The organism is Rummeliibacillus pycnus (assembly GCF_050459865.1).
Classification (GTDB): Bacteria; Bacillota; Bacilli; order Bacillales_A; family Planococcaceae; genus Rummeliibacillus; species Rummeliibacillus pycnus_B.
The window spans coordinates 45,302-68,659 of record NZ_JBCMNM010000077.1 but is presented as its reverse complement, the minus strand read 5'-3'; the positions used below and the strand labels follow the sequence as shown (position 1 = coordinate 68,659).

General features: G+C 34.7%; 28 protein-coding genes. All 28 read right to left on the bottom strand.

Annotated elements, in window-relative coordinates; translation table 11 throughout:
* Nucleotides 1-4 precede the first annotated feature (4 nt).
* Nucleotides 5-1,090 carry a flagellar biosynthesis protein FlhB gene (flhB, locus tag ABE048_RS15660; protein ID WP_430312202.1) on the bottom strand — a complete coding sequence of 362 codons (1,086 nt, stop codon included), beginning with the start codon at nt 1,088-1,090 and terminating at the stop codon, nt 5-7.
* 1 nt (nt 1,091) lies between these two features.
* Nucleotides 1,092-1,868 carry a flagellar biosynthetic protein FliR gene (gene fliR, locus ABE048_RS15655; RefSeq protein WP_430312201.1) on the bottom strand — a complete coding sequence of 259 codons (777 nt, stop codon included), beginning with the start codon at nt 1,866-1,868 and terminating at the stop codon, nt 1,092-1,094.
* A 4-nt stretch (nt 1,869-1,872) separates the two neighbouring features.
* A complete protein-coding gene (gene fliQ, locus ABE048_RS15650; protein ID WP_430312199.1) occupies nt 1,873-2,142 on the bottom strand; it encodes a flagellar biosynthesis protein FliQ in 270 nt (89 codons plus the stop codon).
* A gap of 11 nt (nt 2,143-2,153) precedes the next feature.
* On the bottom strand, nt 2,154-2,822 hold the full coding sequence (fliP, locus tag ABE048_RS15645) for a flagellar type III secretion system pore protein FliP (protein WP_430312198.1): 669 nt from the start codon (nt 2,820-2,822) through the stop codon (nt 2,154-2,156).
* Nucleotides 2,819-3,487, bottom strand: coding sequence for a flagellar biosynthetic protein FliO (locus tag ABE048_RS15640; RefSeq protein WP_430312197.1), 669 nt, complete (start codon nt 3,485-3,487; stop codon nt 2,819-2,821). Before ABE048_RS15640 ends, fliP begins: the two co-directional genes overlap by 4 nt.
* 4 nt (nt 3,488-3,491) lie before the next feature.
* Nucleotides 3,492-3,854, bottom strand: coding sequence for a response regulator (locus ABE048_RS15635; RefSeq protein ID WP_430312195.1), 363 nt, complete (start codon nt 3,852-3,854; stop codon nt 3,492-3,494).
* Between the two features lie 21 nt (nt 3,855-3,875).
* Nucleotides 3,876-5,072 carry a flagellar motor switch phosphatase FliY gene (fliY, locus tag ABE048_RS15630; protein ID WP_430312194.1) on the bottom strand — a complete coding sequence of 399 codons (1,197 nt, stop codon included), beginning with the start codon at nt 5,070-5,072 and terminating at the stop codon, nt 3,876-3,878.
* Nucleotides 5,065-6,060 carry a flagellar motor switch protein FliM gene (fliM, locus tag ABE048_RS15625; protein ID WP_430312193.1) on the bottom strand — a complete coding sequence of 332 codons (996 nt, stop codon included), beginning with the start codon at nt 6,058-6,060 and terminating at the stop codon, nt 5,065-5,067. Before fliM ends, fliY begins: the two co-directional genes overlap by 8 nt.
* 32 nt (nt 6,061-6,092) lie before the next feature.
* Nucleotides 6,093-6,521 (bottom strand): flagellar basal body-associated protein FliL, encoded by a 429-nt coding sequence (gene fliL / locus ABE048_RS15620; RefSeq protein ID WP_430312192.1) that lies wholly within the window; start codon nt 6,519-6,521, stop codon nt 6,093-6,095.
* A complete protein-coding gene (locus ABE048_RS15615) occupies nt 6,511-6,732 on the bottom strand; it encodes a flagellar FlbD family protein (RefSeq protein WP_430312191.1) in 222 nt (73 codons plus the stop codon). The genes fliL and ABE048_RS15615 overlap by 11 nt, the downstream gene beginning before the upstream one ends.
* Nucleotides 6,733-6,803: 71 nt before the next feature.
* A complete protein-coding gene (gene flgG, locus ABE048_RS15610) occupies nt 6,804-7,586 on the bottom strand; it encodes a flagellar basal body rod protein FlgG (RefSeq protein ID WP_430312190.1) in 783 nt (260 codons plus the stop codon).
* 81 nt (nt 7,587-7,667) lie between these two features.
* Nucleotides 7,668-8,048 (bottom strand): TIGR02530 family flagellar biosynthesis protein, encoded by a 381-nt coding sequence (locus tag ABE048_RS15605; RefSeq protein ID WP_430312189.1) that lies wholly within the window; start codon nt 8,046-8,048, stop codon nt 7,668-7,670.
* Nucleotides 8,049-8,062: 14 nt separating this feature from the next.
* Complete coding sequence (gene flgD, locus ABE048_RS15600) at nt 8,063-8,743, bottom strand: flagellar hook assembly protein FlgD (protein WP_430312188.1); 681 nt, start codon at nt 8,741-8,743, stop codon at nt 8,063-8,065.
* Between the two features lie 3 nt (nt 8,744-8,746).
* Entirely contained in the window at nt 8,747-10,144 is a 1,398-nt protein-coding gene (locus tag ABE048_RS15595; protein ID WP_430312187.1) for a flagellar hook-length control protein FliK, read from the bottom strand.
* A gap of 28 nt (nt 10,145-10,172) precedes the next feature.
* The gene (locus ABE048_RS15590; RefSeq protein WP_430312186.1) at nt 10,173-10,793 is read right to left on the bottom strand and encodes a MotE family protein; all 621 of its coding nucleotides are present in this window, start codon (nt 10,791-10,793) and stop codon (nt 10,173-10,175) included.
* 4 nt (nt 10,794-10,797) lie between these two features.
* Complete coding sequence (gene fliJ / locus ABE048_RS15585) at nt 10,798-11,247, bottom strand: flagellar export protein FliJ (RefSeq protein WP_430312185.1); 450 nt, start codon at nt 11,245-11,247, stop codon at nt 10,798-10,800.
* Nucleotides 11,248-12,573, bottom strand: coding sequence for a flagellar protein export ATPase FliI (fliI, locus tag ABE048_RS15580; RefSeq protein ID WP_430312258.1), 1,326 nt, complete (start codon nt 12,571-12,573; stop codon nt 11,248-11,250).
* A gap of 5 nt (nt 12,574-12,578) precedes the next feature.
* Nucleotides 12,579-13,355, bottom strand: a complete 777-nt coding sequence (gene fliH / locus ABE048_RS15575; protein WP_430312184.1) for a flagellar assembly protein FliH — start codon at nt 13,353-13,355, stop codon at nt 12,579-12,581.
* The gene (fliG, locus tag ABE048_RS15570) at nt 13,339-14,352 is read right to left on the bottom strand and encodes a flagellar motor switch protein FliG (protein WP_430312183.1); all 1,014 of its coding nucleotides are present in this window, start codon (nt 14,350-14,352) and stop codon (nt 13,339-13,341) included. The genes fliH and fliG overlap by 17 nt, the downstream gene beginning before the upstream one ends.
* 15 nt (nt 14,353-14,367) lie before the next feature.
* Nucleotides 14,368-15,963 (bottom strand): flagellar basal-body MS-ring/collar protein FliF, encoded by a 1,596-nt coding sequence (fliF, locus tag ABE048_RS15565; protein ID WP_430312182.1) that lies wholly within the window; start codon nt 15,961-15,963, stop codon nt 14,368-14,370.
* A gap of 60 nt (nt 15,964-16,023) precedes the next feature.
* Complete coding sequence (gene fliE, locus ABE048_RS15560) at nt 16,024-16,329, bottom strand: flagellar hook-basal body complex protein FliE (RefSeq protein ID WP_430312181.1); 306 nt, start codon at nt 16,327-16,329, stop codon at nt 16,024-16,026.
* A gap of 26 nt (nt 16,330-16,355) precedes the next feature.
* A complete protein-coding gene (flgC, locus tag ABE048_RS15555; protein ID WP_430312180.1) occupies nt 16,356-16,817 on the bottom strand; it encodes a flagellar basal body rod protein FlgC in 462 nt (153 codons plus the stop codon).
* 2 nt (nt 16,818-16,819) lie between these two features.
* A complete protein-coding gene (flgB, locus tag ABE048_RS15550; RefSeq protein ID WP_430312179.1) occupies nt 16,820-17,212 on the bottom strand; it encodes a flagellar basal body rod protein FlgB in 393 nt (130 codons plus the stop codon).
* A gap of 820 nt (nt 17,213-18,032) precedes the next feature.
* The gene (codY, locus tag ABE048_RS15545; RefSeq protein ID WP_430312178.1) at nt 18,033-18,812 is read right to left on the bottom strand and encodes a GTP-sensing pleiotropic transcriptional regulator CodY; all 780 of its coding nucleotides are present in this window, start codon (nt 18,810-18,812) and stop codon (nt 18,033-18,035) included.
* Between the two features lie 84 nt (nt 18,813-18,896).
* Nucleotides 18,897-20,294: an ATP-dependent protease ATPase subunit HslU gene (gene hslU, locus ABE048_RS15540; RefSeq protein WP_430312177.1), complete on the bottom strand. Its 1,398-nt coding sequence runs from the start codon at nt 20,292-20,294 to the stop codon at nt 18,897-18,899.
* Nucleotides 20,291-20,836, bottom strand: a complete 546-nt coding sequence (gene hslV, locus ABE048_RS15535; RefSeq protein ID WP_430312176.1) for an ATP-dependent protease subunit HslV — start codon at nt 20,834-20,836, stop codon at nt 20,291-20,293. Before hslV ends, hslU begins: the two co-directional genes overlap by 4 nt.
* Nucleotides 20,837-20,858: 22 nt before the next feature.
* Nucleotides 20,859-21,758 (bottom strand): tyrosine recombinase XerC, encoded by a 900-nt coding sequence (xerC, locus tag ABE048_RS15530; protein WP_430312175.1) that lies wholly within the window; start codon nt 21,756-21,758, stop codon nt 20,859-20,861.
* Between the two features lie 271 nt (nt 21,759-22,029).
* Complete coding sequence (gene trmFO / locus ABE048_RS15525) at nt 22,030-23,343, bottom strand: FADH(2)-oxidizing methylenetetrahydrofolate--tRNA-(uracil(54)-C(5))-methyltransferase TrmFO (protein WP_430312174.1); 1,314 nt, start codon at nt 23,341-23,343, stop codon at nt 22,030-22,032.
* Nucleotides 23,344-23,358: the final 15 nt, after the last annotated feature.

Sequence of the window (23,358 nt, the reverse complement as noted above, 5' to 3'; positions counted from 1 at the left end):
AACCCTAAATTTTTCGTTTAATACGATATACATACGCTAATACCTCAGCTACAGCTTTGAAAAATTCATCTGGAATCCGTTGTCCAATCACAACCTGATCGTACATAGCACGAGCTAAAGGTCGATTTTCTACCATTACCACATCATTTTCTTTTGCAATTAATTTGATTTTCTGTGCAATAAAATCTGTGCCTTTTGCTATTACTTTCGGCGCATCCATTGTGTCCTCATCATACTTTAATGCAATTGCGTAGTGAGTTGGATTTGTGATTACCACGTCCGCTTGTGGCACCTCTTGCATCATTCGACGCATGGCCATTTCACGTTGACGTTGTTTAATTTTAGATTTGATGAGGGGATCACCCTCAGCATTTTTATATTCATCTTTAATATCTTGTTTAGACATTTTCAGATTTTTTTCATAATCAAATTTTTGATAGAAATAATCGAGTACAGCTATTATCAACAACACAATAGAAGCTGCAATACCCATTAAAACTGTAAGCTTAGAAACTGTTATAAGAGAATCCCATGGAGTTTTGAATGATAAGCTTAATACATCATCAATATTCATCCATAAAATTGCCGTTGTTACTGAACCAATCAAAGAAATTTTCAAAATAGATTTCAGTAATTCGATAACAGCCCTGAGTGAAACAATCCTCTTGATTCCTTTAATTGGATCTAATTTGGTTAAATCAAATTTTAATGGTTCGGTAGTGAATACTAGTCCAAATTGAAGAAAGTTTCCTACAATCGCTGCAATCACTGCAATTGCCATAATTGGTAATACGATTATCGCAACTTCAGATAGTACATCTTTATAAACTTTGATTACTAGCTCAATCGATATAGAATCAACAAGCATATATTTTGAAAAAGTTTGCCTAAAAAAAGACATAACGCCATCTCTCATGGAAGTCGCTGCTATTAACAGAAATAAAAATACTGATAACAACACAAGCGCGCTCGTTACATCCTGACTTTTTAAAACTTGACCTTTTTTCCGAGCGTCTTGACGTTTCTTAGGTGTCGCCCTTTCTGTTTTTTCACCTGCAAAAAATTGCAAGTCTAATTCAATTAATAGCATACTATCCACCACCTAATAGAACCATAAAATCTCGCATACTAATTATCATGAAATTAAATAGTTTTTGCATAACAGCAATCATTACACCCATCATGACGATTAATACGATAAAGCTAACTCCGATTTTAACGGGAAAACCAACAACAAATATATTCAGTTGTGGTACAGTTCGAGCCGTAATACCAAGAGCAATATCAACTAAGAATAATGTAGCCACAATTGGTACTGACATCTGGAAGGCGATCCCGAAAAGTGTACCAAAAGTTTTCAGAACAAACTGCGATAAATCGCTCGATCCAAATGCTGGCCAAAGACTATCCATCGGAATATATTGATAGCTATAAAAAATGCCATCTAAAATTAAATGGTGCCCATTTGTTCCTAATAATACAAGAAGAGCTAATGAATTAAAAAATTGCCCTAATAACGGACTTTGCGCACCTGTTTGTGGATCAATAACATTAGCAATAGCAAAACCCATTTGGAAATCAATAAATCCTCCAGCTATTTGTATAGCAGACATAATCATATATGCTATAAGACCTATTGATAAACCAACTACTGCTTCTTTCATCATCAATAATATGTATTCTCCATTAATATCAAACGGTTTTACATCTATCGTATAATACATCATCCATGACAATACGAATGCAAGGGTAATTCTTACTTTAGCTGGAATCGTTTTATATGAGAAAAACGGCACTGTTATAAAGAATGCTGAAATTCTAATAAGAATAAGAAGAAATATGGTTGTTTTCGGTATCAATTCTTCCATTCAATCACCCTATAAAACGGCCTAAATTTTCAAATATATCTTTGGTATATGTAGTCACTTGAGTAAGCATCCAGGGACCAAAAAAGATAATAGCAACAAGTACTGCAATAATTTTTGGTACAAAAGCAAGGGTTTGCTCTTGAATTTGTGTAGTTGCTTGAAAAATACTAACTAAAAGACCCGTTATTAAAGCAACAAGTAGTAATGGACCTGATGCTAGTAAAATAACTTTAATCGCTTCTTCTGCAACTTTAATAACTACTTCTGCTGTCATATTCCCATCCCCTAAAAGCTTTCTAAAAGTGATTTCACAACAAGATACCAACCATCTACTAATACAAATAAAAGTATTTTAAACGGTAATGAGATCATTACCGGAGGTAGCATCATCATCCCCATCGACATGAGGACGCTGGCAACAATCATATCGATTACCAAGAACGGAATGAATATCATAAAGCCCATTTGAAAAGCTGTTTTTAACTCGCTAATAGCAAATGCAGGAACCATTGTTGTAAGTGGAATGTCCTCAATTGTTTTAGGACGTTCCTTTGCACCAGAATACTTCAGAAATAAATCTAAATCCTTTTGTCTAGTGTTCTTACTCATAAACTCTTTAAATGGCTTACTTGCCTTAGAGTAAGCTTCATCTAATGTGATTTTTTCATCGAATAGTGGCTGTAATGCATTTTTGTTTACATCTTGGAATGTTGGTGCCATGATGAAAAACGTTAAAAACAAAGCTAAACCAATAAGGACTTGGTTCGGTGGCATTTGTTGTGTTGCCAATGCTGTTCGTACAAAAGACAATACAATGATTATTCTAGTAAAGCATGTCATCAATATTAAAATACTTGGCGCTAAAGATAAAACCGTAAGCATCAACATCAATTTGACAGATGCAGATACATTTGATGGATCGCTATTGGAGAAGTAATCGACAAAATCACTCATTCATTTTCCCTCTCCTTCTGCTTCCAATCTTCTAATTCTTTCTGACGATCTTGTTGAATTTCTGATAATTTTTTTCGAAACTCTTCCTTAAATTCTTCGCCCGACGAATCTCTCTCTTTTTCAGAGTGACGACCTTTTAACTTTGAAAATAGTTCAGAGACATATGGTACTTGTGCTGAAAGTTCTTGTTTGTCACTGTATATACTTAACAAATGGTCCTTTTCTGCTTTGTCCGTCACTTCTTTCAAAATATGTACATCATCTCCTATGCCAACTAAATAAAGAGAATTTCCAACTTTTAATAGTTGCACTGATTTTTGTTGTCCAAGAGATATACCGCCTAAATTTTGCATTAACTGATTTTGTTGATATTTGTTGTTGCGGCGATTGACAAATTTAAGCACGCCATAAAGTAATGCGATTACAAAAATTAGTGCCAATACCATTTTAATGTAATCCCACGCAGACAAGCCAACAGCTGTCGATTGATCCTTAGGGTCGACAGCTGGTTTTAACTCATCCTTACATGAATCAGGATTTTTTATGCATTCATCTACAGAATCATTAGATGCCGCATAGACGAATGCTTGTTCAATAGGTTGACTTGTTATTACGGTAAAAAGCGATGCACACAAAATCATTTTCAATAAGTTCTTATAAAACATTTTATTAACCTAGCGCTTTTTGGATTGCTTCTATTACTCTATCAGCTTGGAATGGTTTAACAATGAAATCTTTTGCGCCAGCTTGAATTGCATCGATTACCATTGCTTGTTGTCCCATTGCTGAACACATAATAATAATAGCACCTGGGTCTTTTTCTTTAATCGTTTTTAGTGCTGCAATACCGTCCATTTCAGGCATTGTAATATCCATTGTTACTAAGTCTGGTTTTAACTCATTGTATTTTTCAACAGCTTGAGCTCCATCTCCAGCTTCTCCGACAACCTCAAATCCATTTTTAGTCAAAATATCTTTGATCATCATTCGCATAAAAGCTGCATCATCCACAATTAAAATACGTTTTGACATGACTAACTCCTCCAATTAATACTATCTTAGATTATTAAGTCGATCCGCTTTGCTTAAGATATCTGTAATACGAACACCGAAGTTTTCATCGATAACAACTACTTCACCTTTAGCAATAAGTCGGCTATTGACAAGAATATCTACTGGTTCACCAGCTAATTTATCCAACTCGATAATGGAACCACTTGCTAGTTCTAAAATTTCTTGAACTGAACGTTTTGTACGTCCTAATTCAACTGTAACTTGTAATGGTATGTCCAGTAGCATATTTAAGTTTCTGGCCTCGGCTTGTTTTAAACTTGCATTTTCGAAGCTAGCGAATTGTGCTTGCTGAACATCTACAGGTTGTTGTGGTGCTCGTTGTTGCATAGTCGCAAAAGATTGTTCATATACCGGTTGAGATGGTTGTTGCATTGTTGGCATAGAATAATCCTGAGCAGGTATTTGATTTGATGCAATTTCTGGAACAACTGGTTGTTGTACTGGAATTTCCTCCTGAACTGCTTGTGTAACTGCTGCTTCTTCCTGCTCTGGATTCATTAATTGTTTAACTAAAGATTTACTAAATTCTAATGGTAACAATTGCATAATATTTGAATCTATTAAATTACCAATCTTCAATCGGAATGATACTTTTACAAGTAATTCTTCTGATGGGATATTTTCAGCACCTTGATTTAGTGAAATATTCATCAAATCGATTGTTGGTGGTGAAATATCCACTTTCTTATTAAAGATTGTCGACATGGAAGTAGCAGCAGATCCCATCATTTGATTCATTGCCTCTTGGACAGCACTTAAATGAATTTCTCCTAAATCTTCTGTAGGAGTTACTCCATCTCCTCCTAACATTAAGTCTGCAATAATCGCCGCATCAGACTGTTTGATAACGAGTAAATTCATCCCCATTAAACCAATTGTATATTCAACTTGAATCGCCACGTAAGGATTTGGAAATTCCTCTTCTAACTTATCACGGTTGATCATACTAATGGTAGGAGTAGTAATCTCAACTTTTTGTCCTAGCAATGCAGATAAGGCTGTTGCTGAACTTCCGAAAGAAATATTACCAATTTCACCAAGTGCATCTTGTGACATTGGATCTAAATAATCTTCCACATTATAGTCTGTGCGAGAAGACGGTTCATTATCTGTATCAATAGATTCGCCTCTTAATAGGGCTTCAATTTCTTCTTGTGATAACATTTCATCACTCATCATCGTCTCCTCCTTTCAAAGAATCTATTACTTGTATAGCCATCCTATTTTTCAACTTACCTGGTTGGACAGTAAATTTAGGAATACCCCCAACATTTAAAATAAGAGGTTCACTAATTTTCTGATTTAGCTGAATCACATCACCAAATTGTAGGAATAAGAAATCTTCAATACTTATATCTGTAGTACCTAGTTCAGCTACAACTTTTAAATCAGATTGTTTCACGCGTTTTTCGATAATTGCTGTTTGTTCTGGAGAAACCTCTTTTTTGTTTGATTGCATCCAGTATCGAACAGATAAGTTTGGAACAATTGGCTCAAGAACAACATGTGGAATACAGATATTGATCATACCACTTGTCTCACCAATAATTGAGTTGAATGAGATCACAACAACTGTTTCATTTGGCGAAATCATTTGTAAGAATTGCGGGTTTACTTCTAATTCTGTTAAAACAGGATCAATATCCGCAATGTTCGTCCAAGCTTCTCTCAAATTATCAAATGAACGCTCAAATAGGTTTGTCATGATTTTCGTTTCAATTTCTGTTAGATTATCAACGTTGCTATGACTCGCCCCTGTACCTCCCATCAAACGATCTAACATTGAATAAGCAATGTTAGGGTTAATTTCCATTAAAATATTACCATCTAATGGAGGAACTTCAAATACATTTATCAAAGTCATATTCGGAATTGACCGGATAAACTCTTCAAATGGTATTTGATCAACTGATGCGACAGTAATTTGCACGTATGTTCTAAGCTGTGCTGAGAAAAAAGTAGTTAGCAAGCGTGCAAAGTTTTCGTGAATCCGCGTTAAACTACGAATTTGATCTTTTGAGAAGCGGAGAGCTCGTTTGAAATCATACACTTTAACTTTTTTTGCTTCCTCTTCCTTTTTTATATCATCTGCAGTCATTTCCCCAGTTGATAATGCAGATAATAACGCATCAATTTCGGATTGAGATAACACATCTCCTGCCATTTGCCCACCTCCATTTACAATTCATATTATGATTACTGATTAATGTACGAAGTTATATATACTTGTTGAACTTCTCCGTCTTGCATGAGTTCATTTATCTTCGTTTTCAACGTATTTTCAAGCATTTCTTTGCCTTTTTTACCGTCTAAATCTTCTTTTGTCATTTCTGATAACTCATCAATTAAGATACTCTTTACTTGAAAATCACGTTTTGTTAATTCTGCAGCTGCTTCTTTACTATTTGTTTGGATTTTCAGCGCAATTTTTACATAACTATCATCTGCTATATTCGTTGTGATTTCTTCTACATCAACTGATGATGCGACAATATCGTCAATATTTTCTACTTGAGCTGCTGCTCCCTTATTGAATTGAGTTACAATAACCGCTGCAACAACACCAATAAGTGTAATTGAAACTAAAATAATCAACATTATTGATAATAACTTATTATTCTTCATCTTCTTCACCTCTTAAGTGCGGGTTTGATAGGAGTTGCACACTACGGTAAAATTGAATCATTTTCGATTGAACTTCATCCATAGTTTCTAATACAACATATTTTCGCCCGGTCGTTAACGTGATTGTCGTATCAGGAAACTCCTCGACCGATTCTATGTATAAAGCATTTAAAAAGAACGGTTTTTTATTTAGTTTCGTTAGAGCAATCATAGGATGTAAGGGCCGGGTGCATGAGAGCCGGCCCAGCCCCCCTTCCAATCATAATTTAACCGACAGATCAATTATCGTTTAAGATTTACTAATTCTTGTAGAATTTCATCAGAAGTTGTGATAATACGTGAGTTTGCTTGGAAACCACGTTGAGCAACAATCATTTCGGTGAATTCTTCAGACAAATCAACATTAGACATTTCAAGGAAACCAGATTCAACAGATCCTCGTCCCTCTGAGTTCGGTGCACCAATTACTGGATCACCAGAGTTATTAGATGGTTTAAAGTAGTTACCACCTACTTTTGTTAAACCTCCAGTATTTGCAAAACGAGCAATTTGGATTGTTCCAGCAGTTACTAGTGTATTATTTTGGGTGTATGAAACTGTACCATCTTGACCAATTGTGATTGCTGTTGCATCGCTAGGTATTGCAGCTTCATTGTCCATTAATACCTTTTTACCATCACCTGTAACTAGTGTTCCATCTCTATCTAGGTAGAAGTTTCCGGCACGTGTAAAATATTGTTCATTTCCATCTTGAACAACGAAGTATCCATCACCATTAACTGCACAGTCTAGTGTACGGTTTGTTGTTTGCATGGAACCACCATCATGGATAGTATCAATAGCTGCAAGTTGTGAGCCAAGACCGATTTGTTTTGGGTTTGTACCACCAAGATTTGCTCCAGGAGCTGTTGCACCCTGTGTAGTTTGAGAAATTAAATCTTTGAAGACTACGCGACCTTTTTTGAAGCCATATGTGTTTACGTTTGCAATATTGTTACCAATAACATCTAATTTTGTTTGGAAATTGCGAAGACCACTAATTCCAGAATACATAGAACGTAACATAAAATAATTTTTCTCCCTTCAAATTAAAGTGTATTACCTCAGTCATTCAGTAATACAAGGCACCCTAAAAAAGGTCCTGCCTTATCCCAGCACAATTGTGCCATCAATGTTTGTAAATAGTTGATCCTGTGCTTCTTTGCGATCCATTGCAGTTATAACTGTTGCATTTTTTGCACTTACAATTAGAGCTGCATTGTTTGTTAATACAAGTGAATCGTTAACGCCTTTGGATTTCGCTTCAAATACTTTGTTTGTAATGCGTTCCCACTGACGTTCATCAATATGGATATTGCGCTCTTGGAGTCTATTAGATGCATGTTTACTCACTTTTAACTGTTGTGAAGTTTGTTCTGCTAATAACTCACTAAAAGATTTATTTGCTGTAGGCTTTACATTCAATACGTTTGATTGAATCTCCGAATGAATCGGATACTGATGTTGAATGTACTTTATCGTTGACATATATTTATCCTCCTTTATTCAGAAATAGAGGATAATTGATCTGCTTTAACTTCCTTACCATTTGATAATACAAGTACAATACTGCCATCTGAAGATTTTTTAACGGATTTTACTGTTGCCGTAATCTCTTCAGTTTCTTCGTTTTCTTTATATGTAACATTTTTTCCAATCAACATACTTGCTTCTACAAGTGAATTTGAAGAACCATTTGTTGATCCAGTACCAACTTCAGAAATATTTGCTGGTGTTAGCTGTTTGCCATCTGCCAATGTAATAATAACAGAATCTCCATTATATGAGATTTTACTTACAGTTCCTGAACCAGTATTTACAATAGGTTTTCCTTCTTCATCTAATTCAGATGTTAATTCATGCCATGTTACATTTTTCCCTATAAAATTGTTATATTCCATAAGCTGGGATTGCTGAGCAATACCTGCTAAAGATTCAACAGCGCTTGCTACATTTTGCATTTGTTCTAAAGATGAAAATTGTGCCATTTGCGCAATAAATTCTTTATCATCCATAGGACTGGTAGGATCTTGATTTTGTAATTGTTTAACGAGTAATTGTAAGAAGGCATCTTTACCTAAAGAACTATTCCCAGTCTCTTTTACACTCTTGGGTTTATTAGATAAAAAATAATCCGAAGTTTTATCTGTTACTGCCTTGTTTGTTAAGGTTGTTTCTGCCATACACTAGACCTCCAATTCCATTAAGAAATCGTTAAAGCTTGATTTCTCATCGTTTTCATCCTTTTTTTGTTTCTGCTGGTTTTCTGAATGTTGTTTAAAAGCTTGTTGGAACTGTTGTTGTTCTTTTTCCTGGCGGTTTGTTTCATTCAATGCTTGAGCAACATCAATGCGATCTAATTGTATATTTTGGTTTACTAATCCTTGTTTTAACTGTTGTAGTTGACTTTCAAGCATTTGTTTACCAATATTTGTAGATGCTAAAAATCGTGCTGTCATAACACCGTCTTTTTGTACTAGCTCTACTCGAATAGATCCTAAATTTTCTGGATAAAGCTTAATTAATAGCTTTGTTCCAGCTGCATTGTTTGAAAACTGACTTCGATTCATGATTGCTTGGAATTCTTTAACAAATGCTTCTGCTTGAGATGCTTTATTTGTTGGTAGTGTTAATGTAACGGCTGTTGTTTCAGATTTAGTTGTTGTTTGAATCGTGCTAACACTTTCGTTTGCTGTAATATCAGCAAGCTTATTATTTATTTGTTTAATGTTTAGCTGTTGCATTTCGTTTGTTTTTAAAAGCTGTGTTTCATTGCTTGTTACTTTAGTTTGTTCAACTTCTGACGAAAGTTTAGAAATCAATTCCTTTACTTGGAATGTTTGATATTCTTGATTCAACATTAAATCTGTTTTTGGAGCTACTAGTTCAATCATTTTCAAAAACTGCAAAACTTGTGAAGCTTGAGATTTAGAAATATTAGCACCCGGATCGCCTTTAATAGAAGCTATCAGATTTTGAATGAATGATTGTTGATTTTGGTCAATTCCTGCAAGCATATCCCAAACATCTTCACCTTTTGATTGTTTCCCAGTTAATTGTTGTAGTGCTTTTTGTAAATCTTCTTTATTAATACCTAAAGCCTTTAAGATATTATCTAGAGATATTCCTTTTGAAAAGTCTTGTTGCTCTATTTTGATACCTAAAGCATTTCCTAACTCTTGTAATGAAGAAGCATTTAATACGGATAATAAATCTTCAAAAGAAATTTTTTCTTCTCCATTTGAATCATTTACAAGTTTTGATACGGAACCAAGAAGACCTTCTAGACCTTTGTTTAAATCCAATTTGAAAGAGCTTGATGTTTCCTTCGTTTCTTTGTCATCTGATGTTTCTTTCACTTGCGATTCTTGAACTTTTTCTGTTTTGGAACTATCTATTCTCTGTTTATCAGGTATTTGTTTGGTATTAACATCCTTTTTACTTGGATCAGCTTGATCCCTTTTGGAAACTGAAGAATTTGCTTTCGTTAGCACTTCTGAAAAACCTCTGTTTTTTGATGATACTCTTGAAGAAGGTGTTTCTGAATTTACTTTTTTTGATAGATTGAGCAGTTCAATGTTCACTATTTCACCTCCTTTCAATGTTCATGAATTAGTTATTTTTTGATAACAATTCAGTATAATGTGCTGCTTTATCAGCAGGCATTTTTTCAAGGATTGCAGCTAATGTCTCTGGTTTTAAGCTAGATAAAATTTTCAATGCTTCTGCATCTTTCATATTTGTTATAACTGGAGCAGCTTTCTTCGGAGTCATTTTTTCATAAGTTGTTACAATGCTGCTGAATTCTTGTTTTATTTCGTCTTTTCCATTTTCCATTTTCTTGATTTGTACTTCTAATCGATGTTTTTCGATAGCCATTTTAGATGTTTCACTTTTCGAGTCTTCAACTTCTCCTTGCAATTTGGCGATTTCTGCATCCTTTTCTTGAACTTGTGCTTTCAAATCTGCAATTTGTTTTTCGTTATTAGAGTTAAATTTTGTTACATCTTTCGCTTTTTCTTGTGAAGAAGAAGTTCCCGTTATTTCTTTTGCTTTTTCAAAAACATTAGTACCTGTAACTTCTGCAGCAATCAGGAGAACAGCAGATACGAAGAGCAATGGAATAATCCCCCAAAAGAATAATTTCTGGATAAAGCTAGGTTTCTTTTCCTTTTCCACTTCTTCGACTTGTACTTTTTGCTTACTTACTTTTTTTCTTGGCTTTGTTGTCATGTTCTCACCTGATTTCTTTGTTGTAATATGCGATGGAAGAAAGTTCATCTAATTGAATCATCTCTATACGATCCTGCTCTTTTTGATAAATTTGATAATCTTTTTCTTTCATCTTTTCATATTTACGACATTCTAATGATTTTTCTAACAATTTCTCTTTATGCCATTCCATTTTAGAGCGAGATCGAATCACTTTTTGCTGCATATCATCAATTGATTTTTCAACGCTATCTAAAAATCTCGAATAATGATGAATTTCATCAATTGTTGCTCCGTTTGCTAATTTCTTTTCTTGAAAAACGATTAAGTCTTCCTTCTTCTTCAAGAGATTGTATAGCTTTGTAGCCTTATCTTCAAATAACTTCGTGGCTTCTTTAAATGCGATTTCAGTTTGATTTTTTTCTTGCTCTTTCACCGTCATTACTTTATCAAAACGATATTTATATGCTTGCATCTAAATACCACCGCCATTCGATAATTCCACTAATTCAGCAACACTATCTTCCATACTGACTTTATCCATATAACCTTGTTTTAAAAATGAAGTAATTAATGGTTCGTAAAAAATAGCTTCATCTATTTCCTTTGATGTACCTTTTTTATAGGCACCGATATTAATTAGATCCTCAGATTTATCATAAGTGTAATAAAGTTCTCTTAAATGCTCTGCTGCTTTTACATGTTCTGGAGTTGCAATATGATTCATCAAACGACTAACGCTCTTCAAAACGTTGATTGCAGGATATTGACCTTTGTTAGCTAACGTTCTGTCTAAGACAATATGACCATCAAGAATTCCTCGTACGGTGTCGGCTATTGGTTCATTCATATCATCACCGTCTACTAGTACAGTATAAAATGCTGTAATAGAGCCTTTTTCATTTGTACCAGTTTTCTCCAGCAACTTTGGTAGTATACCGAAAACGGAAGGTGTATACCCTTTCTGAGCAGGGGGTTCTCCCGTTGCAAGACCAATTTCACGTTGAGCCATTGCAACACGTGTAACAGAGTCCATCATGAGCATGACATTTAATCCTTTATTTCGAAAATACTCAGCAATAGCAGTTGCGGTAAATGCACCTTTTATCCGCATAAGCGCTGGCTGATCAGACGTCGCAGCAACTACGATTGACCTTTTAAGTCCTTCTGGGCCTAGGTCACGTTCGATGAACTCTCGAACTTCACGCCCACGTTCACCAATTAATGCTATGACGTTTAAGTCAGCAACCGTATTTCGAGCAATCATTCCGAGTAAGGTTGATTTTCCGACACCAGATCCGGCAAAAATACCAACACGTTGACCCTTACCTACTGTTAACATTCCATCTATCGCTTTAACACCTACTTCTAATGTTTCATTGATAGGCGGCCTTGTTAAAGGGTTAGGTGGATCTTCCTCGGTTTGCACTGTTGAAAGACCTTTTGGTAAGCTACTACCATCAATCGGGAGCCCCATTGAATCTAAGACCTTCCCTATTAGTTCTGGTCCTACTTTTACTTCTAATGGCGTTCCAGTTCCTTCAACTAAACATCCAATAGAAATTTCACGAAGAGATGTATAGGGCATTAAAACTACAATTTCATCTTTAAATCCTACAACTTCTGCGAGAATTTCCTGATGACCATGCTTGACAGTATTTACGTGAATTTTACAAACGTCACCAATAGAGCTTTCTGGACCTTCTGATTCAATCATTAAGCCAACTACTCTAGTAACTTTACCAAATTTTTTAAAGGTTTGAATTGATGATATATGCTCTAATAAATCTGCCGCTTTCATCATTCTCAATCCACGCTTTCTAAAATTTCTACAAGTTTTAATCTTAGTTCATTTAGTTGCTGATCGATACCAACCATAATTCTTCCGTGATTTGTTTCAATATAACAATCTGTTTCACCAATATCCTCATTAACAAATATCATAAATGGGACACCAACTGGAAACATAGTGCTTAACTCTTCACGATGTTCTGTTACCAATTGATGATAAGTTGGTGAAACGTATAATTTGATTTCTTTCATTTCTCTTGCTTCTTTTAATCCTCTTCGAACAATATCTATGTATCGCTCATAATTTTCTTCTAAAGTTGTACCGAGGATTCTTTCTGCAGAGCGAATGGCAAGATCCAAGATGATTTCTTCTTGTTCTTGTAAATATTGATCTGCATTTGCCTTTGACTGAACAATTGTATTATTGGCTAGTTGAATTGCTTCCGACATATTTGCTTCTGCTTTTAAATGTCCCTCTTCAAGACCTTGCTGAAAGCCTTCTTCATATGCCTGTTTTTGTAATTCGAGTTTCTCTTGCTCCCATTCAGCTTTTGCATCGTTCAATGTTTCTCGTTCTACCATACACTGCTGTTCAAAAACTTGCCTTTGTTCGTTAATTTCTTGTTGTGCTTCATCAATGAGCTTAGTTCGCTCTTCAAGAATATTTTGTAGAGTAATTGTTTCTTCAACATCATCTTGTGGAAGAAACAATTCTTTAATTTCTATGGTGCGGAAATTCTCATTTGAGCTTTCAGGATTGTCAAATCGAATGATCTTAGACAATGACGTCATCTCCTCCACCACGAGCGATAATAATTTCACCTGCATCCTCTAATCGACGTGTTACTGCGACAATTCGAGTTTGAGCTTCCTCTACATCTCTTAAGCGTACAGGGCCCATGACATCCATTTCTTCTTTGAAAGTTTCTGCCATTCTTTGTGACATGTTCTTGAAAATAATTTCTTTTACTTCTTCACTTGAAACTTTCATAGCTAATAGTAAATCTTCGTTCTCACAATCACGAATGACACGTTGAATTGAACGATTATCCAGTGTAACGATATCTTCGAATACAAACATTCGTTTTTTAATTTCTTCTGCAAGTTCTGGATCTTGAATTTCAAGTGCATCAAGAATTGTTTTTTCAGTTTGACGATCAACACCATTTAGTACTTCAACCACTGCATCTACGCCACCAGTTTCTGTGTAGTCTTGAGTAACTGTTGAAGACAATTTTCTTTCTAGAACAGATTCAATTTCACTAATAACCTCAGGGGAAGTTGAATCCATTGTTGCAATACGTTTTGCAATATCTGCTTGAACTTCCTGTGGCAAAGAAGACAAAATGACACCTGCTTGTTGTGGTTCTAAATACGATAGAATTAATGCAATCGTTTGTGGATGCTCATTTTGGATAAAATTAAATATCTGTGCAGGATCTGTACGACGCGCAAAGTCAAATGGTCTTACTTGTAAAGATGAAGTTAATCGGTTAATAATTGCCTGTGCTTGATCATTTCCAAGCGCTTTTTCCAATACTGTCTTGGCATATCCAATACCGCCTTGTGAAATATAATCTTGCGCAAGTGCGATATTGTGGAATTCTTCAATAATTTCCTCTTTGATCTCAGGCTCTACTTTTTTAACGCTTGAGATTTCTAATGTAAGTCTTTCAATCTCTTCTTCATTTAAATGTTTGTAAACAGCAGCTGAAACTTCTGGTCCTAATGAAATTAATAGGAGTGCTGCTTTTTGTTTACCAGATAGGCCTTTTTCTTTCTTAACCACAGCTGAAACCTCCCACTAATCTTCTGTAATCCATGTTTTTAATAGTTTTGCAAATTCATCCGGCTTTTCTTTAGCCATTTTTTCGAGTTGTTTTCGACGTAGTGTCGTTTCAGTTTCTTTTTCTTCAGAAATATCATCTACTTCTAAAGAATTTTCTTCATAATCATATTCCTCGTCTTCATATTCATCTTTTCTTCTTGAACGAATAATGAAGAAAACTAATAGAATAATCACAACAAGCAAAATGCCACCAATAACCCATATCCACCAAGGAATTGAATTTTGAGCTACAACTGGAGTTGTATTACCATTTAATTTTTCAACGCCGACTGTCACTTTTTGATTTAATTGTGCATTTGTTAATTGTCCAGCTTCATTCTTGTCAATAGAAGTAAGTACAATTGAATTAAGCATGTTTTTAATATCTGTTTGTGTAGCAGCTGGCAATGATGTTGGATCATTTGGTTTAGGTGGTTCAATCAACACTTGAATTCCTATATCACGAATACGATAAGGACTTTCTTGAATTTGTCGGTGAATACGGTTTACTTCGTAGTTCACTGTATCTTGAGTTTTTTCATAATCACCGTTTCCATTAGCTCCGGATTGATAATTAGTGAAATTATCTGTATTTGTCCCTGCTTCCGGTGTACCACCTGCAGTAGCACCTGTTCCAGTATATGTTTCGCTAATCTTTTGGGCACTAATTTGGATACCTGCCATATTCTTTTTGTCAACTGGTTCAACTAAATCTTCTTTTCGTTTTTCTTGTGTAAAGTCAATATCAGTCGTTACCGAAACAGCTGCTTTCCCAGGTCCCATTAATTGTCCAAGCATTGTTTGTACTTGACGTTGAAGATCACGTTCTATCTGTTTTTTTACCGCTAGCTGTTTCTCTGCATCTGTTGACGCTATACCATTCCCAGATGGACTTTGTGAATTTAAATCGTAGTATTCAAAATATTGGTTTGTAATAACAATATTTTCAGGCTTTAAATTAGGCACACTTTTTGATGCTAAATTATATAATGTTTGAATTTGTGAATCTGTAAACTGATAGCCTGGTTCTGTATTTAATACGATAGAAGCACTAGCTTCTTGTTGCGAATCACTAACGAATACGCCTTGTTGAGGTAATGTAAGCATTACTTTTGCATCTTTAACACCTTTTACTTCCTTCATAAGGTTTGCAAGTTCTGTTTGCATTGATGCTAATTTCAATACATTAAACTCATTATCTGTCATACCGAAGCCAGCATTTTTAGAGAAGAAAGAGTAATCGATTTGTCCAGATTGTGGAAATCCTTGGGATGCTAAATCCACTTTTAAATTATCAACTTGATTCTCTGGTACTGAAATGGCTGTTCCACCATTTGTAATTTGATACTTTACTCCTTTTGAATCTAATTGTTCTTTTATTTGTCCAACTTCAGCAGAAGATAAGTCTGAATATAAAGGTGCATATGTTACTCTAGTAGCAAAGTATGTAATAATAGAAGCAATAATCAATACCGATAGAATTGAACCGATAATTGTACCTTTTTGCACTTTTGTTCGACTACCCCAAAACCCACCAAATTTGGTTCTGATGTTCTTTAGTCTTTCATTCATTTTAAGCCTCCAAATATAGTGACTGTTTCACATTCTTATAACTTTGCGATAACGTTCCTATTAAACTGTCATTCGCATAATTTCTTGGTAAGCCTCTACTACTTTATTGCGAATTGACAGAGCTGTATTTAAAGTGATATTCGCCTTTTGAGCAGTTATCATGACGTCATGAAGCTCTACATTCTCTCCATTTACTAGTTTATCTGTCATTTTATCAGAAGCTATTTGACTGTCATTTACAGTTGAAATAGCATTTTTTAATAACGTCCCAAAACTTTCATTTTTTTCCGACGGAATGGTTTGTGCAACAGATTGAGTCAATGTTGGTTGAACTGGTTGTGTAATTGAAACTTGTGAAATTGCCATTATTCCTCATCCTTCCTTAGTAAAAATTACTTACCAATTTCAAGCGCTTTAGATAGCATTGATTTATTGGCATCAAATACTGTTACATTGGCTTCATATGATCTAGTGGCAGAAATTAAATCTACCATTTCTTTTAATGGATCAACGTTTGGCATTTGTACATAGCCATCTGCATTTGCATCTGGATTTGTTGGATCATAAACGAGTTTATATGGTGTTTTTGTATCCTCATTTATACTTGTAACCTTTACTCCATTACCTACAGATTCATTTCCAACTCCACCCATAGCCAGATTCATGTAATTAGAAAACGAATTTTCCTTAGGGACTAGTGTCACCGATTTTCTTGTATATGGAACCCATTGACCATTTACTTTTTTCGCTCGAGTAGAATCAACATTTGCCATATTAGACGATATTACATCCATCCGAAGACGTTGTGCTGTCAAAGCAGACCCTGTAGTATCCATACTATGGAAAATAGACATAATTAATTGCCTCCTTTGGCAACAGTTAATAGTGAATTCAATTTACCATTCATTCGATCGATTAACGCATTATAATAAATTGTATTTTTAGCTAAACTTGCTTGTTCTTTATCCATATCCACACCATTGCCATTTTCTCTATAACGTAAATCAGAATAAGAATATACACCCGGTGTTTGGGCATTCGTCTGAAAATCGATATGTTTATCGTTCGTGCGGTATGCTTTTATGTACGAGTCTTGAGCATCTGACAACATTTTGCTAAAGCTTACGTCTTTTGCTTTATAGTTCGGTGTATCAACATTTGCTATATTTTGTGCTATTGTCTTTTGCTTTAAACTGGCATATGACAATCCATTTTCAACATTGCTTATTGTGCCTCCAAATAAACTCACATCATTCACCTCAATTCGACTAATATTGCCAAATTACCTAATTTTTCATCACGTTATAATTGTAATAAAGATGTTATAAAGTGTCTATCAATAACGACACATTTTTAGTAGGAAAAACAAACTATTTTTGAATAAAAATGCGTGAAGTTTATCAGATGCCCCATTGCTGTTATCCTACTTTTTAATCACAACAGGATTATCACTATTTATATAGTGGTAATGTATGAATCCTACTGATTAAAGACTTTATAAGCGTTATTTTTTATTTTTCATCATTTTTATTGAAAAAAGTTCTTCCCTTACTTTTTTCCTGGTAATTTTACATTTCCATAATTTACTATATTTTCAGATAAAAATCATTTTTTTATTAAACAAAACGTATATTTAATAGGTTATTATTCACAATTTTTAATATTAATACGTTAGACACGTAATAAACGTAACACTCAAATCGAATTTGTTTTATTAGCGTCACAAATGTAATATTCAAAAGAGATTCATTCTTATTTATTTACATTTCACATAAAACTCACAGCGAAAAAAGTAAAATTAAAGTATTAGTTCACTTTTTTGTAGCTTTTCACTTGATTGTATGGACACCCAAGCTTTATATTCTAGAGACAATTAAGCATATTGTGCTTCAAACCTCATATACATGCATAAATTTATTCAAAAAGAAAAAAGCTACCTATTCTGTTATTCAGAAAAGGTAGCTTCATTTATTTTGATATGTTAATGCATGTTCTTGATACTTTTAACATAAAACAAATAGTGTTTCTTTAAACTATCAACAAACAAATTTAACAGAGATTGTATTTAATTAACGCATTTTGATTTCTGCTAACGCATTTAAAAATTTATTGTTCAACACTTTAATATAGGTACCTTTCATACCTAATGAGCGTGATTCAATAACACCAGCAGATTCTAATTTACGTAAAGCATTAACGATTACTGAACGAGTAATACCTACACGATCGGCAATTTTAGAAGCAACTAATAAACCTTCAGATCCATCTAATTCTTCAAAAATATGCTCAATTGCTTCAAGTTCACTATAAGATAGTGAATTAATCGCCATTGAAACAACAGCTTTACTACGAGCTTCTTCTTCAATTTCTTCTGCTTTTTCACGAAGAATTTCCATACCTACTACTGTTGCACCATATTCAGCTAAGATTAAATCATCATCCTCAAATTTACTATCTAAACGTGCAAGTACTAATGTACCTAAACGTTCTCCACCACCATTAATTGGAACAATTGTTGTCAAACCAGATTTGAATATTTCTTGAGCTTCAACGGGGAAAGCACTGTGTTCATCGAAGACATCTAAATTAGGAGCAGTTTCTGTGAAGTCATATAATTTGCGAGTGTATTCTTCTGGGAATTGACGTTCTTCTAACATTTTTTTAAAGCGTTCGTTTTCAATTTGTTGATTTGCTGCAATACCTAGTAACTTACCTTTACGACTTACAATATATACGTTACTTTCGATTACTTCACCCAGTTTATCTGCCATTTCTTTAAAGTTAACTGGTTTTCCTGCTGACGCTTGAAGCATCGAATTAATTTTTCTTGTTTTAGCTAATAAATTCATTATTATTTAGCCTCCTGTAAATTTTCCTTAATTTATGCAATATTCTAAAGGTTATAAATTTTCTGCAATATCTTAGATTATAAACTATAAAATAAATTGTGACAAATCTTTATTCTTGACAATTTCGCTAAGTTTTTGGTTAACATAGCTTTCAGTAATTTCAATGTGTGCTGGAGAGATATCCGACGCTTCAAACGATAGCTCTTCTAAAAGACGTTCCAGAATTGTGTGTAACCGGCGAGCTCCGATATTATCTGAGTCCTGGTTCACATCTGTTGCAATTTCAGCGATTCGTTCGATTGCTACATCTGTAAATTCAATTTCTACACCTTCAGTAGCAAGTAGAGCTTTATATTGCAGGATCAGTGAATGATCAGGTTCTTTTAAAATACGTACGAAATCTTCTTTCGTTAACTTTTCCAATTCCACACGAATTGGAAATCTACCCTGTAATTCGGGTATTAAATCAGATGGTTTTGACATATGGAATGCCCCAGCAGCGATAAATAACATGAAGTCTGTTCTAACTGGTCCATATTTTGTATTTACGGTTGAGCCCTCTACGATTGGTAATATATCACGTTGAACTCCTTCACGTGAAACATTAGCATTTCCACTGCTACCATTACTTTTTGTAGCAATTTTATCTATTTCATCAATAAAAATGATGCCAGATTGTTCAGCTCGTTGAATAGCTTCCTCAGATACTTCTTCATTATCTATTAGTTTGTTTGCTTCTTCAATGATTAAAATACGTCTTGCATCTTTTACTTGTAAGCGACGCTTTTTCTTTTTCGGTGGCATTAGACCTGACAGCATATCTCCCATATTGGTTCCACCTATATCCATACCGCCACCAGGGAATAGACCCATCATGTTTGATTGTTGTTCTGTCACTTCAACAGTTACCCATTCGTCTTCCAATTTACCATCGCTTAATTTTTCAGCTATTTGAGAACGTTTTAAGTTTACTTGTGTATCTTCTTCTTCGTTCTCATTAGACGTATCGTTTTTTTGACCAAAAAGTGCTTCAAAGGGATTTTGTGATGTTTGTTTTTTACGCATACTAGGTACTAAAAGTTTCACAATTTGGTCATTTGCCAACTGCTCAGCTTGCTCTTTTACTTCTTCTTGCTTTTCTTCTTTTACCAGCCGATTTGAAATTTCAACTAAATCTCGGACCATTGATTCTACATCCCGGCCAACATAACCTACCTCTGTAAATTTAGTAGCCTCTACTTTAAGGAATGGTGCTTTCACAAGACGAGCAATACGTCTAGCGATTTCTGTTTTACCGACTCCAGTAGGTCCGATCATTAAAATATTCTTTGGTATTACTTCATTTTTCATATCATCAGAAAGTAATTGTCTACGATAACGATTACGAAGTGCAACAGCAACTGCTCGTTTTGCTTGATTTTGGCCAACAATATAACGATTCAAATACTCCATCATTTCTCTAGGGGTCTTTTGTTGTGTCATACTTTTAGATCCTCCACGATAATATTATGGTTTGTAAATACACAAATATCAGCGGCAATTTCTAATGATGCTTTCGCAATTTCTTTCGCTGTCATCTGTTCTCCAGCATATTGTTTCAATGCTCTTCCAGCTGACAATGCATAATTACCTCCAGAACCAATCGCTAAAATCCCATCATCTGGTTCAATAACTTCACCTGATCCAGATACTAATAACAGTGTTTCGCTGTTCATTACAAGCAGAAGTGCTTCTAATTTTTGTAGCATCTTATCGCCACGCCATTGTTTAGCAACTTCAACTGCAGCTCGTTGTAAATTTCCATTATATTCCATTAATCTACTTTCGAACATTTCAAACAATGTAAATGCATCAGCCACTGAACCAGCAAATCCTGCAAGTACTTTACCATTATATAAACGACGAACTTTTCTAGCAGAATGTTTCATAACGACAGAATTTCCTAAAGTAACTTGACCATCACCCGCCATAGCACTTTGACCATTGTGCTGAATGGCAAATATAGTTGTTGCATGTAAATCCATGTTTAAAACCTCCTCCAAAATATTAAGCTCGGGGATGAGCATTCATATATGTGTTTCGTAGATGTTCTTTAGTAACATGTGTATAAACTTGGGTTGAAGACAAACTTGAATGACCTAATAATTCTTGAACTGTTCTTAAATCTGCCCCATTGTTTAAAAGGTGTGTTGCAAAGGAATGACGTAACATATGCGGGTGGATTGTTGTATGTAACTCTGTTCGTTTCATCATGTCATTTAAAATATAGCGAACACCTCTAGCTGTAAGTGCTCCTCCTCGCATATTCGCAAATAATCCTTCATGCTGTAACCCTTTTATAAGTTTAGGACGAGATTCCTCCAAATAGTTTCCTATTGCTTCTGCAGCAAAATGTCCAAATGGAACATATCGCTCTTTTCTACCTTTCCCCATCACCCTAAGGATATTCAAAGAAAAATCAATATCCTTTAGTTCAATAGATGTGAGTTCACTTACACGAATTCCAGTAGCGTATAGAAGCTCCAAAATCGCCATATTGCGTAATGATTTTGGATCTGAGCCTTCATTTGCCTCAAAAAGTTTCGATAGTTCTTCTTCGTAAAAAAAGTGAGGTAACCTTACTTCCTTTTTCGGATGATAAAGCGCTTGAAATGCCGAGTCATCCAAATCGTATTCCCTATTTAAAAATTTAAAAAAGGAGCGGATTGAAGAAATTTTTCTCGAAATTGTTGTCCTAGCTTTTTTTTCTTCATACAATTTTGTTACATAAAGTCTAGCGTGTATGTATTCGACTTGAGTCAAATCCTCCACACCTTCTACTTGGAGAAACGTAAAAAATCCGAGTATATCCGTTCGGTAGTCCCGAACTGTTAATGGTGAAAAGTTTTTTTCTAGTTGAATATAAGTAATAAACTGTTCTAGTGCCTGCTTAAATTGTATGTTCATCGGAACACCTCATTTACTCACGTTCTCGATTCTATTTTCTCACTGTTAGTCAATTAAATAAAGTCTGAACGATTTCTAACAACTTAGACTATGGCAATTTTCAGTAGATTTATGACTTATTTGTGTACATTACCTAATATTATATTTATTTTATGGTAGTATACCTAATTATGGAATTTTTTAACCTAAAAATACAAATTTTTTCTCAAAAAAAAATAATTTCAAAGAAAAAAGCCCTTAAAAGTATAACAACAATTAAGGACTTTCGCAATTAAATTTTTGTGGATGTTTTGAATTCACGCAAAGCATTTAAAGCACGTTCCGCATGTTTTTCTCCACGTTCTTGTTTTGATTTGATCTTTTCACCTAATGCAGGGAACAAACCGAAGTTAACATTCATCGGTTGGAAATGTTTTGGATCTGCTTCAGTAATGTATCGAGCCATACTTCCTAATGCTGTTTCTGCTGGGAAGATACATAAATCTTGCTGCAATGCTAAGTGTGCTGCATTCACTCCTGCAATTAATCCACTACCTGCTGATTCCACATAGCCCTCTACACCTGTCATTTGACCAGCGAAGAAAATATTGGGATGGCTTTTCAATTGATAAGTAGGTGCCAATGCTTTTGGAGAGTTGATAAACGTATTTCTGTGCATTACTCCATAACGAACGATTTCAACGTTTTCTAAGCCTGGAATCATACTGAATACTTCCTTCTGTGCTCCCCATTTTAAGTGCGTTTGGAATCCCACAATATTGTAAAGTGTCCCTGCTGCATCATCTTGGCGAAGTTGCACAACTGCATATGGACGTTTATCTGTTTTCGGATCTTCTAGTCCAACTGGTTTCATCGGACCGAATAACATTGTTTTTTCACCACGTTCTGCCATTACTTCAATTGGCATACAACCTTCGAAATACTTTTCTTTTTCAAATTCTTTTAATGGAGCTTTTTCAGCTTCAATTAAAGCTTGACGAAAAGCATAGAATTCTTCTTTGTTCATTGGGCAGTTTAAATAAGCAGCTTCGCCTTTATCATAACGTGATTTCAAATATACTTTATCCAGATCAATGCTGTCTTTTTCTATAATTGGCGCAGCAGCATCGTAGAAGTATAAATACTCTTCCCCAGTAAGCATTTGAATTTTATCAGCTAAAGCTTTTGAAGTAAGTGGACCTGTAGCAATTACTGTAATACCCTCTTCAGGAATTTCTGTCACTTCTTCATTAATTACTTCTACAAGAGGATGATTTTTCACTTTTTCAGTTATATAGCCTGAAAATTCGTGGCGATCTACTGCTAGTGCTCCTCCAGCTGGTACGGAACAATTATCTGCAGCTTCAATTACTACAGATTCCATTTGGCGCATCTCTTCTTTAATTACGCCTACAGCATTTGTTAAATTATTTGCACGTAGAGAGTTACTACAAACTAGTTCTGCAAATTTATCTGTATGATGCGCAGGTGTTTGTTTCACTGGTCGCATTTCGTAAAGACGTACTTTTACTCCTCTTTTAGCAATTTGCCAAGCTGCTTCACTACCAGCCAAACCTGCTCCGATTACATTAACTATTGGTGTCATTCTATTATTTACCTG